This window comes from Desulfosporosinus sp. I2, assembly GCF_000960765.1.
Classification (GTDB): domain Bacteria; phylum Bacillota; class Desulfitobacteriia; order Desulfitobacteriales; family Desulfitobacteriaceae; genus Desulfosporosinus.
In genome coordinates this window covers 1-12,323 of record NZ_JYNH01000019.1, presented here as the reverse complement: position 1 = coordinate 12,323, position 12,323 = coordinate 1, and the positions used below count along the sequence as shown (strand labels likewise).

The 12,323-nt window shown below is 41.6% G+C and carries 9 protein-coding genes and 1 pseudogene; all 10 read left to right on the top strand.

Translation table 11 applies throughout. From position 1 onward, the window contains the following. Positions 1-55 precede the first annotated feature (55 nt). The gene (locus UF75_RS07085; protein WP_242860152.1) at positions 56-739 is read left to right on the top strand and encodes a Crp/Fnr family transcriptional regulator; all 684 of its coding nucleotides are present in this window, start codon (positions 56-58) and stop codon (positions 737-739) included. Between the two features lie 142 nt (positions 740-881). Beyond that, a complete protein-coding gene (cooS, locus tag UF75_RS07080; RefSeq protein ID WP_045573906.1) occupies positions 882-2,831 on the top strand; it encodes an anaerobic carbon-monoxide dehydrogenase catalytic subunit in 1,950 nt (649 codons plus the stop codon). 70 nt (positions 2,832-2,901) lie between these two features. Continuing rightward, on the top strand, positions 2,902-3,690 hold the full coding sequence (locus UF75_RS07075) for a carbon monoxide dehydrogenase accessory protein CooC (RefSeq protein WP_156146305.1): 789 nt from the start codon (positions 2,902-2,904) through the stop codon (positions 3,688-3,690). 277 nt (positions 3,691-3,967) lie between these two features. Next, complete coding sequence (locus UF75_RS07070) at positions 3,968-4,273, top strand: Rpn family recombination-promoting nuclease/putative transposase (RefSeq protein ID WP_082075055.1); 306 nt, start codon at positions 3,968-3,970, stop codon at positions 4,271-4,273. 171 nt (positions 4,274-4,444) lie between these two features. Next, positions 4,445-5,323: a radical SAM protein gene (locus UF75_RS07065; protein ID WP_045573904.1), complete on the top strand. Its 879-nt coding sequence runs from the start codon at positions 4,445-4,447 to the stop codon at positions 5,321-5,323. A gap of 804 nt (positions 5,324-6,127) precedes the next feature. Continuing rightward, positions 6,128-6,333: pseudogene (locus UF75_RS29930) on the top strand (IS1182 family transposase); the annotation flags it as partial. Beyond that, on the top strand, positions 6,320-6,637 hold the full coding sequence (locus UF75_RS29925; protein ID WP_348983034.1) for a transposase: 318 nt from the start codon (positions 6,320-6,322) through the stop codon (positions 6,635-6,637). The pseudogene UF75_RS29930 and the gene UF75_RS29925, both read left to right, overlap by 14 nt. Positions 6,638-7,130: 493 nt before the next feature. Further along, positions 7,131-9,110 (top strand): sigma-54-dependent Fis family transcriptional regulator, encoded by a 1,980-nt coding sequence (locus UF75_RS07050; protein ID WP_242860151.1) that lies wholly within the window; start codon positions 7,131-7,133, stop codon positions 9,108-9,110. 296 nt (positions 9,111-9,406) lie between these two features. Then, the gene (locus tag UF75_RS07045; RefSeq protein WP_082075058.1) at positions 9,407-10,870 is read left to right on the top strand and encodes a 4-hydroxyphenylacetate 3-hydroxylase family protein; all 1,464 of its coding nucleotides are present in this window, start codon (positions 9,407-9,409) and stop codon (positions 10,868-10,870) included. 277 nt (positions 10,871-11,147) lie between these two features. Then, positions 11,148-12,323: CoA transferase subunit A (locus UF75_RS07040; RefSeq protein WP_197079341.1), on the top strand; the 1,176-nt coding region annotated here is incomplete at its 3' end.

Genomic DNA, 12,323 nt, shown 5'->3' with positions numbered 1-12,323 from the left:
TGTGCAATAACATATGCTCTATCTAACTTTGAGGGTATGAAATGGGGGGGTAACGATGAAACCTAAGTTATCTCAAATTGATCTTGATGAATTGCTTAAAATACCCCTGCTTAAGGCCTTGAGCGAACAGCATTTACTTACCCTAAATCGATCGGCCCACGAACGTTCATTCCGAAAAAGAGAGTGTATTTTTACCCCGGAAAAGCAAGAGGATTTTATACTAATTCTCCTTAAGGGTAAGGTTAGAATCTATCTCAGTTATCCCAATGGTAAAGAGTTTACGGTCGCCTTTTTAGAACCGGGGGATGTTTATAGTAGCCATTCGGGTACTTTTGCAGATGCGATGGAAGACACCATCGTCTGGACCATCGACATTAAAGTCTTTCGAAGCCTTATGCTACAAGATCCGGTGATCTTGATCAGCATGGTCAAAGTCTTAGGTGAAAGCTTGGGAAACACTCTAGGAATCATTGAAAATCTCGTTTTTCGCGATGTCGGTAAACGTTTAGCAAATTTTTTGATACAAGCCGCTAGGGAAAAAGGACAGACTAATGAACACGGTACCCTAGTGAATTTAGGCTTGACCTTCGATGAAATAGCTTCTGCAGTGGGAACATCCCGTCAAACTGTCTCTACATTCCTCAATGGTTGGCAGAAAGCAGAAATCCTGACACTGAATCGCAAATCATTTATCCTAAGGGATATTCAAGCCTTGCAAGAGAGTATGGAAGAAGACTAAAACTAACGAATTGTCTGTTAAAAATAAGAAAACCATCAGCATTCTGACGGTTTTCTTATTTTTATTCTTCTATAATCAGAATAGTTGAACTGTTGAGTTCAGTCATGAAAGTAATCGATCAATTTAAGGAGGAATTTATAATATGATCAAGACCTTTTTGACAACAGATCTGACAATAGATCAGGGAGTACAGGAACTTCTCTTGAAAGCGAAGGATGAAGGGATAGAGACAGCCTTTGATCGAGCTATACAACAAGAACCACGCTGTAAGTTTGGCTTAGCTGGGGTTTGTTGTCGTCGTTGCATGATGGGCCCTTGCCGGATTAGTTTTGGTGAAAAAGGGGCGAAGCGAGGGGTCTGCGGTGCAACGGCGGATCAGATCGTCGCTCGCAACTTGCTAACACTCATCGTCGATGGGGCGACACCCCATGTCGAACACGCCCGCGAAGTGGCACAAACCCTTTTGGAAGTTGCTGAAGGCAAAGCGCCCTACGAAATTAAAGGTAAAGATAAGTTAGGGAAAATCGCCCAAGGCTTGGGCTTAACTGTTGACGGCAAGAGTTCAAACGAAGTGGCAGCGGAAGTCGCGCTGATAGCTTTGCAAGATTTTCAGAAACAAACCGGGGTAGCCAACTGGTTAAGTTTACGTGCCCATCCCAAGTCCGTTGAAGCTTGGGAAAAATTAAACATTCTACCTCGCAATGCTCACTTGGAAATTGCCAATGCCATTAATAAGGCTGCCATGGGATGTGATAGTGATCCACTCAACCTCCTCCTCGGAATTATGACGATGGCTCTTGTGGAAGGGTATGATGGGCTACACCTCTCCACCGATCTTTCAGACGTTCTGTTTGGCACACCGAAGTTAGTCAAGGCTCAATATAATATGGGAGTCATCAAAGCGGATTATGTGAATATTGCGGTGCATGGCCATATTCCGATGGTTTCGGAAAAAGTAGTGGAATGGAGCCGAAAACTAAACGGGGAGGCAAAAGCTTTAGGTGCCCAAGGAATTAATGTCATCGGGATCTGCTGCAGTGCCAATGAGTTACTAATGAGGCAAGGGGTTTCCGTGGCAACCAATTTTTCTAGCCAAGAATTGGCGATTGTGACTGGGGCGTTAGAGGCAATGGTTGTCGATGCTCAATGTATCATGCCGGGCTTGCAAAAAGTTGCCGAATGTTATCACACGGAATTGATTTCCACCTTGCCTATGATTAAGATCGAGGGATCTAGCCACGTTGAGTTTACTCCGGCTAAGGCTGATCAAATGGGCGAAGAAATTGTTCGCAAAGCCTTAGGCCGATATTCCGAACGCGATATGGTTAAGCTACACATACCAGAAGGAACTGTTGAAGCGTATGCTGGATTTTCCGTGGAACAAATCATAGAAGTACTTTCGAAGATCAATCGGGAAGATCCTCTCCAACCCTTTATCCAAGCGCTCACAGACGGGGATATCTTAGGTGTGGTGGCCATTGTCGGGTGTACTAATCCGCGATTAAAGCAAGATTGGGCTAATACTGAAGTAGCCAAAGAACTTTTAAAACATAATGTTTTGATCGTAGCAACGGGCTGCTCGGCACACTCTCTAGGTAAAAACGGTCTTCTGTCTCCGGAGGGCATCGAGTATTGCGGCCCTAAGCTCGCCAACGTGCTGAAAACAATTGGTGAGGCGAATGGGCTCACTTCGTTGCCTCCGGCATGGCATATGGGAAGTTGCGTCGATAACTCCCGAATTGATGATTTGTTAGTGGCCCTAGCCAATCGCGTAGGAGTCGGGGTACGGGATTTGCCGGTTGCTGGCTCGAGCCCAGAACCTCAGAGTCCCAAAGCTTTGTCTATTGGCACGTTCTTTATAGCCCAAGGAGTCGACGTTCATATCGGTCTCAATGCTCCGATCAGTGGTTCACCGTTTGTCGAGAATGCTTTAACGGGTGATAAAGGAGAATTTGCTGTAACGACGGATGAGTTGTTCGGGGGCAAGTTGATTTATGAGGAAGACCCCATCAAAGCAGCTCATTTATTAATTCAACGAATTATTAAGAAGCGAACAGCTTTAGGGTTGCAGAGCCCCGATCTTGAATTTTAAAAATAGAAAATTTTTTTTTAAAAGTCATTAATAAGTCACTAATATTAGGAAGGAAAACAACGACATGAGCGTGACAAATAAAAGTCTAAAAATCGCTGTTTCTGGTAAAGGTGGGGTGGGTAAAACCACCTTGGCCTCGCTTCTATGCCATTTATATGCCCAAGATGGGCAGCAGGTCCTTGCGGTGGACGCTGATCCGGATGCTAACTTGGGGACTGCGCTGGGATTTCCTCCAGAGTTACTCGCTAAGCTTACTCCTATTTCTAAGGAGGCGAAGTTAATTAAGGAGCGCACCGGTGCAGAACCGGGGTCAATCGGGGCCATGTTTAGTATCAATCCCTACGTGGACGATATTCCCGACACGTATGTGGCTAAGCATAACGGCATCAAACTTTTGCGCATGGGTTCAGTAACCTTGGGAGGCTCCGGTTGTGCCTGCCCTGAGAGCACTTTATTGCGCAGTTTGTTAGAGCATATGGTCTTAGAACGAAACGAAACTGTCATAGTGGACATGGAGGCGGGTTTGGAACATTTCGGGCGTGGAACGGCGAGAGGGGTGGATGCTTTTATCGTCGTCGTGGAACCGGGCAAACGGAGTTTTGAGACAGCGCATGCAGTCGCTAAACTTGCCAAAGACATTGGAGTTAGCCAAGTATATGCCGTTATCAATAAAGTTCACCCCGGCCAGATCGAAGAGATTCAACGGGAAATGAACTTTATTCCGATCTTAGGATATCTACCCTATGACGCTATGGCAGTGCAGGCCGATCTCACCGGTCAAAGCCTCTTTGATTTAAGTCCGAAATTCGTGGACCTAGCTAAAGAAATTAAGATACAGATCGAAGCGTTAATCGGTTAACTTAACAAAAAATTCATTTAGCGCCCCAGGTTTCTTTATAGAACTTGGGGTGCTTGTTTTACCTTGCGATACCAGAAGTGAACTGCATACATAAAGCCTCAAATATTGTTAAAAGAAACAGTTGCTGGCAGGGTATTACAGAATTATGCACGGGCTGATACCAATCGAGGTTAACAAATCTAATTACTAGTTTAAAGGCCTTAATGCCTATGGTATAATATGGCTATAGAACTTAAGGACCGACTCTAATCAGGGTACCATGAAGTGTTAAAAAACACTGGAGGAGATTGCAATGCAAGATCCCGTTTTGCACCAGGCCATAGCTGCGTGGGAGAAATCAAGTGATGATCCAATGGTGAGAGAAGCGTACTTTGCGAGACGCAAGGCAGTTTTAGATGAGAAGGCGGCCGTCAGAGAAGCAGAACTCCGCTTGAGGGAAGCAATCCAGAAGGGACAGGTAGAAGGAAGGACAGAAGGAAAGGAAGAAGTTGCGAAGAATCTTTTGGCCATGGGAATGGAGATTTCAAAGGTAGCTAAAGCAACAGGTATGACGGAAGACGAAGTTAAAGTGCTAAATGAATGAGACTACTGATCGAGGGAAGGGTCTGCTCCCCATATGGGGCCCAAGGAGCATCGGTGCCTGTCGAATCAGAAAAAGCTATCCCCTACACTATGGAAGTGTGGGGCGATTTTTTATCCACAATTCGCTTTTAAATTTCTGAAGTTGATTGCGTCTTAAAGGAGAGTATTTAAAATGCATTATACAGGTACTATTTATAGACCTCCCGGTGAAGCCAAAACCTTACTATTACAAGTCACTGTCGGATGTTCACATAACCACTGTACATTTTGCAGCATGTATAAGGATGTCCCATTTCGCATTGAGCCTATAGAACAAATAGAGGAAGATCTCAGAGAGCTTCGCTCCTTGCGTCCTAATGCGGAAAGGGTCTACCTTGTCGGTGGTGACCCCTTTGTGTTAAGCTTCGAACAACTTAAAATAATCGCCAAAAGAATCAAAGAATACCTGCCGTGTTGTGAAACTATTTCCATGTATGCTCGGATAACCAATATTAAAGCTAAAACGACAGAAGAACTCAAGGTACTACGTTCTTTGGGTATCAATCACTTGTATATCGGGATTGAAACCGGTCATAATGAAACGTTAACTCAAGTTCATAAAGGAAATACCGCTGACGAAGCTGTCGTACAATGCAAACGACTAGAGGAAGCAGGAATTGCGTACCATGCAATTTATTTGAATGGCTTAGCAGGTCATGGTAAAGGGATAATTAGCGCCTTTGAAACTGTTAAACTTTTTAATAAACTTAAGCCAGAAAGTATAGGGATAACTTCCTTGGTCCTAATACCCGGTACCGACTTATATGAACAAAAACTCAAAGGTGAATTTGTTGAAGCCACCGAATTCGAACGAGTTCAAGAAATGAAATACTTCATCGAACATCTGGAAACAAACACCAAAGTCTTGGCTAATCATGTGTCAATGGCTACCCCCATAATTGGTAAAATCCCTGAGGATAGACCGAAGATGCTTAAAGTGCTGCAAGACACTCTTGATGATTTTGATGAAGACGAATTAAGGCAATATCGAGAGCAGTTAAGACAGTTGTAATGAAATACGGGTTAAAAACTACGGCCACGTGTTCATATGCTAATATTTGGTTAAGGCGGCATGAGAAACAGTATCCGGATATCCTTTCCGAGGGTACGAGTAATCAAGCCGTAGCATGCAAGATTGACGGAAAACAATAACGTCAAGAAGCAGTTACACTAGCCCGTATTCAGCTTTTAGTCCAGATAACTCTAATGAAAACATAATGCCCCATGAATAGTATGGAAAGTCGAGGGTAAAAATGGAATTTACGAGTTGCCCCATTAAGATGAGAAAACATTTATTGGAGCAACTTACTGCACTCGAAGACTCTCCAAGAGAACACGGCATTATGTTGCATGGGGAGTGGCGTGGACACAATATAGAGCTATTTATGAAATAGTTGAAAATAAAATTACTGTTTTGGTATTATTTATTGATAAAAGAGAAGGATTCTATGAGACATTAAAACGAATGAAAATGGCGAAAAGATTGCTCGGCAATTCGATGAATTACTGGGCTATTTATATATTTACTGAGCATTAAGCACAAGGAACACCAACAGAATGATGTCTCGGATTGCCTGATTTTCAAAGTCATTATGGCTCGGCACCGATTGGCATTGTTTGGAAGATGAAGGAGCCTATGCCGGGGTTTGTAATGAAGAAGACGGTGAAGGTTTGATTCACCAGGAGTGAGATTATGAATATTCGATATTTACACGAACGCTTATCTCGTATAGAAGAGATTACCGTGGTCGGCAAAAATACAGTGGTGGACGGTGTTATTTGCCATGTTATGGGTGTAGTACGCTATGGCAATGTACCCGACTTTAGAACCATCAATAGCTTTCGTGGTGAGCGAATGAAAGACATCATCCTTGAAGTATTTAGTGGAGTGGTCGAACTATAATTAAGCAAGGGCACATCAAATTAGAAAATTACTTCTTAGATGGAACTAAAATAGAAGCCAACGCTAACAAATACAGCTGGGTCTGGGGGAAATCAACCAAGCGCTATAAAGAGAAGCTGTAAGGATTGCCTCTATCGGGATCGTTGTATAAAGAAGACGGATAAACCTGAATTCAACAAACGGATTTACATCAATAGACGCGGTAAAGAACTAAAAGCCCAAGCGAGGGTTAACTTAACGAGTGAGTACGGTTTACAAATGCGTAGTCTGAGGCCCGTTGAAGTTGAAAGTGTCTTTGGTAATATCAAAGGCAATTTTGGTATCCGACGATTTATACTCAAAGGATTGACGAAGGTAAAACTAGAATGGGGACTACACTGCATTGCTCATAATATGAGAAAAATGGCAGCCTTCAGCGTGTGATGGGCTGCCATATTTTCTTTATCGTTCATTTTATTAATCTCTAGCGCGAAAAACAAAGAGGGTGGTGCCAAAACTGCAAAGTTTCAGCACACCCCCTTATTGTTTGTAGGTTTATGGTAAGATCAGAATTTAAATGACGGAATCATCGTCTTGAGAAGGAAACATTATTTTGTGGCAGTCGCTATAATGGACAAGGTCTTCGTCTATAACGTAAATCAAGACACTTTGGAACAGCTCGATCGCCTTGAAGGGGAAGGCAGCTTGTATCTCAGGAAATATTAAATTGCTGTTTATGTTTACCCTGTCCGAAGATCTGGAATTAAAAAAGATTGAAAGGATTGTCACAGCACCGGTATCCTTTGGCAAATACTTGTTATCCCATCTTGAAGGGAAATTTGGTTCAATGTCGAATTTGTACATAATATACAAATAATTAAGCTAAATAGGCTTTTAAATTTGATCTATTAATCTTATTCGAAAGGAGAAATTCACTTTGATAAACGATGAAGTAAGCAAGTTAGAAAAACAAAGTTTTTATCCAAGAATACAAGATTCGTGGAAGAACTTTGTAGAAGGACAATCGATAACTAGTGAAGTTCGCCAAATCATTGTTGATTCTTGGCACAATAGTGTTAAGAAAGGAATAAGCCCTTTTCAGAAAAAGGTTAATCGTGTTCAATCAGAGAAAGAAATTATCTATAATGAGAGTTTGAATAGAGACTTAATCGATGTCAGCCTACCAGTAATGGAGAATCTTTATAAATTTGTCGCTGGTTCTGGGTTTACTGTTACACTAATTGATAATAAAGGTATTATTCTTAAAATTATTGGTGATCAAGAAGTTGTTCGTTCAATTTCTAAAGGTAACTTCATTATTGGAGCTGATTGGAGCGAAGAAAGTGCAGGGACAAATGCTATTGGCCTTGCTCTAAAACTTAATCAGCCTGTTCAGGTCATTAGTTATGAACATTTTTGTATCTGTTCCCACAATTCCACTTGTTCTGCGGCTCCGATTCATGACACAGAAGGAAATATTATGGGAATCTTGGATATGACGGGTGATTTTGAAAAGGCTCATTCTCATACACTAGGTATGGTAGTTGCTTCGGTACACGGGATTGAAAAGCAGTTAGAGACTAAGTATGCTTGGGAAAAATACAATTTAGCTAACAGCTATCTGAATGCTATAGTTGAGTCAGTCTCCGAAGGAATGATGGCAGTTAATGAAGCTGGAATAATTACTCATATAAACAGCTGTGCTATTAAAATGCTTGAAGGCAGCAAGGACGAAATCATCGGTAGAAATTTTAGAGACCATCTTAAATCATCCTTTTTAATAGAGAACAAGAAAGACTTATCAGGTCTTACGGATCGTGAAGTAGATATTATTAGTAACGGGAAAGTCAAAAAAGCCATTATTTCTTCACGGAAAATCGAAGGTCTTCCTAGTGGAATGAAGGGAGCAGTTTTAGTCTTTAATGAAATTAACAGAACTCGAAAATTGGTGCAAAGAATGTCAGGATTAGAAGCAAAATTGACGTTTAAAGATATTCTTGGAAGAAACGAAATGTTTCTTAAGACTGTAAGGTTAGCCGAAAATGCTGCTCGGAGTCATTCAAATATCTTACTATTAGGTGAAAGCGGCACAGGGAAAGATGTTTTTGCTCAGGCCATTCATAATGCTAGTCATAATTCAAATGGACCCTTCGTGGCCATAAATTGTGGTGCGATACCTCGAGAACTAATTAGCAGTGAACTCTTTGGCTATGTAGACGGAGCTTTTACGGGTGCAAAACGTGGTGGCAACCCGGGTAAATTTGAAATGGCAGAGGGCGGAACGATATTTTTAGATGAGATTGGTGAAATGCCTCTTGAGCTACAGACTATTCTATTAAGAGTCATCGAAAACAAATCAATTATGAGAATTGGAGGACAAGATTCAATCCCTGTTAATGTACGAATAATTGCAGCAACAAATAGGGATTTAATTAAGGAAGTCGATCGAGGGAATTTCAGAAGAGATCTATATTATAGATTAAATGTGATTTCGATTAAGCTTTTACCTTTACGTGAGCATAAAGATGATATTCCTCTTTTATGTGAACATTTTATCAAAAAGATGAATCATCAATTAGAAAAAGATGTTAATGGAATCGAAGATGAAGTACAACAGTGTTTTAATGCTTATGAATGGCCGGGAAATATTCGAGAATTGTATAACATCCTAGAGAGGTCCATGAATATTGCGCAAAGTTCAAAGTTGTCAGTAAACTTTCTTCCCTCTGAATTTACGACTTCTCAAAATGTAAAGAATCCTGTTCCGCATAATTCTTTTGAAGAACTGGAAAAAGAATTGATTTCCAACTTAATGACTGAACATTCTGGCAACATTACTAGAATCGCTAATAAACTTGGTGTTGCCCGAACGACACTTTATCGAAAATTAGATAAATATGACTTGAATCAACAATGATGCTCTTTTAACAGAACATCTTCAATTAAATATAGGTAATGGAAGTTTTGTAGAACATAGGTCTTTCCAGAAAGGGAGGACCTATTTTTCTTTGATGACTTAATATTCGTAGCGTAGCGAATGACTACACTGTAGCAATTCGCTGCAATTAATTAAATAGAAGAAGTCGTTCTTAGGCTGTAAAAACACTCTGAATACAGGACTTTATGGAGTGTGCTGCAATTCTTGATTGTGGCATAGGTTTTGCACTTAATGAATTTCATCTGCAAGAACTAACATTTAAAGGGGAAATGATTATGAAAACAGGCAAAGAGTATATCGAAAGTTTGCGGAAACGCAATATCAAGGTTTATGTTAAAGGTCAACTCTTGAAGAGTGAAGAGGTAATAGACCATCCTTTTATTCGTGGACATGTGAACTCAGCAGCGATGACCTTTGAGCTTGCTCATGACCCAACTACAGAAGACCTGGTGACCGCCACTTCACATCTTACTGGTAAGAAGATTAATCGCTTTACTCATATTCATCAAAGCAAGGAAGACTTAATCAAGAAAGTAAAAATGTTACGAATGATCTCGCAAAAAACAGGCACATGTTACCAGCGATGTGTAGGGTTTGATGCCATAAACGCTTTATATTCTACAACTTTTGAAATGGATTTGAAACTTGGCACTAATTATCATGAACGCATGAAAAGCTATATCCAATACATGCAGGATAACGATATCATGGTTGCGGGAGCTATGACTGACCCCAAGGGTGACCGAAGTCTGCGACCTGGACAGCAAGCGGACCCTGATATGTTTGTACATGTTGTGGAGAAAAATGACCAAGGAATCGTGGTCAGGGGAGCAAAGGCCCATATGACGGGCATGGTAAACTCACATGAGATGTTAATTATGCCTACTATGGGCATGATCGCTGAAGATAAAGATTATGCCGTATCCTGTGCAATACCAGTTGACGCTCCTGGAGTCCTACACATCTTTGGGCGACAGACGAACGATGACCGTAAATGTGAAGGGGAAATAGACCAAGGGAATGCTCAGTTCGGTATTGTCGGCGGCGAATGTCTTACCGTTTTGGAAAATGTTTTTGTGCCCTGGGAAAAGGTCTTTATGTGTGGGGAAACTGATTTTGCTGGCATGCTGGTAGAACGGTTTGCCAGCTATCACCGACAAAACTATGGTGGCTGTAAGGGCGGCGTTTCCGATATCGTGATCGGCGCTGCGGCTGTTATGGCAGATTATAGTGGTTATGCGAAGGCTGCTCATATTAAAGATAAAATCAACGAAATGATTCACTTGGCAGAAACCCTCTATGCTTGTTCCATCGCTTGTTCCGCTGAGGGGAAACAAACTGCTTCGGGGTCCTATTTTGTAGATCCGCTTCTGGCAAATGTCGGCAAGCATAATGTAACTCGGCTCATTTATGATATTGACCGAATTGCCCAAGATATTGGGGGAGGATTGACTGCTACACTCCCATCAGAATCCGATCTAAAAAATCCTGAAATTGGTATGTATGTGGAAAAATATTTTAAAGGTGTTGCCTCTGTTCCGACTGAAGATCGAATGCGTATGGCCAGACTACTTGAAAATATGACGGGTGGCACGGCATTGATCGAAAGTATGCATGGTGCTGGGTCTCCCCAAGCGCAAAAAGTAATGTACTCAAAGCTATCTAATTTAGACCATAAGAAGCGCTGTGCAATGAATCTTGCCGGTATTAAACCCAAAGGCGATGAAAATACAAAATAGCATGTAGCGTAGCGAATGACAACACTGTAGCATTTCGCACCATAAATGCTTAATTCAGTAGGACAGGTCGGGGACCTTAAACGTACTGAATAGGGAGATTTTTGATGACTAACTGCCTTTCAAGGGTGTGGCATGCTTCTTGCTCCTAAAGTATTTCATAAGAACCAAACAAGTAGTGTAGGGATGAGGAGGGGATTAAATAGGTTACTAGCTTGTTCTTATGAAGGAGTACCGATTCTGGCGGGCTCCTATCGGGTGGATATAGCTTGTAAATGTTATGAAAACTATAGTCGGTGTTAAATTTTGCGGACATTGTAATCCACTGATCGAAGGACCAGAGGTCATTGAGACTCTCAAGAAACTGGGACCTGATTTGGAGTTTGTATCTTGGCAGGAGCAACAAAAAGATATCCTTCTGATTTTTTGTGGTTGCACATCGGATTGTGCTACTCGTCCTCAATTCGAGGGTCCCGTGATTAACGTGTCTGGTAATTTTGTGGAACGAATTCAGTATTCGTTATCGGAATTACCCATTCAAATTCTAAGAAAGATCAGAGAAAAGGAGGCGGTATGGTTGATTAATTTCAACCCTAAGGACAAAAAGAAAGCGGATAAACGGATGACGCTTACCGATGCTATTAAAACCTATGTTCCCGATGGAAGTATGATTTCATTTAGTGGTATGGGAGGAGCTCAGTGTGTTGCTCAGACCTACGAAATAATCAGGCAAGGAATTAAAAATCTGACCTTTGTGGGAGACAGCCCTTGTGAAAGCGGAGATATGTTAATCGGAGCCGGAGCGATCAAGAAGGCCGAACTAGCCTGGTGTTCTTATGCAGTTGCCGGATTAGGGTATAACTTTCGTAGAGCGATTGAACAAAAGATTCCCCACGAAATTGAACTGGTAGAGTACTCGAATTATACGATTGGTCTACGGTTTTTAGCAGGTGCTATCAATGTGCCTTATATTCCGACCAAATCCTTAATGGGATCAGACCTTTTAAAGTATAACGACAAGATAAAGGTTGAAGAAGACCCTTATAACGGAGAAAAAGTAGCCTTGATCCCAGCGGTTAATCCTGATGTAGCCATTGTTCACGTCTCTCGTGCTGATAAACGAGGCAATGCTCAAATGTTCGGATTTTCTTCGAATGCTGAAAATCTTGCTCGGGCTGCTAAACACACTATCGTTACTTGCGAGGAAATTGTAAGTACTGAGGAAATACAACGCCATCCCAATTTAACGATCATTCCGGAATATGCAGTGGATGCAGTTGTCGAAGTGCCATTTGCCTCTCATCCTTGGAATTTTCCCTATGCCTATGCTTATGACATGCCCTTTCATACCCAACAATTAGCGGCCTTTAAAACGAGAGATGGTTTTGAGAAATGGTTAGAAGACTACTGCTTTGCTCCTGGTAGTTGGGAGGGCTATCTTGAAAAAGTTGGATAT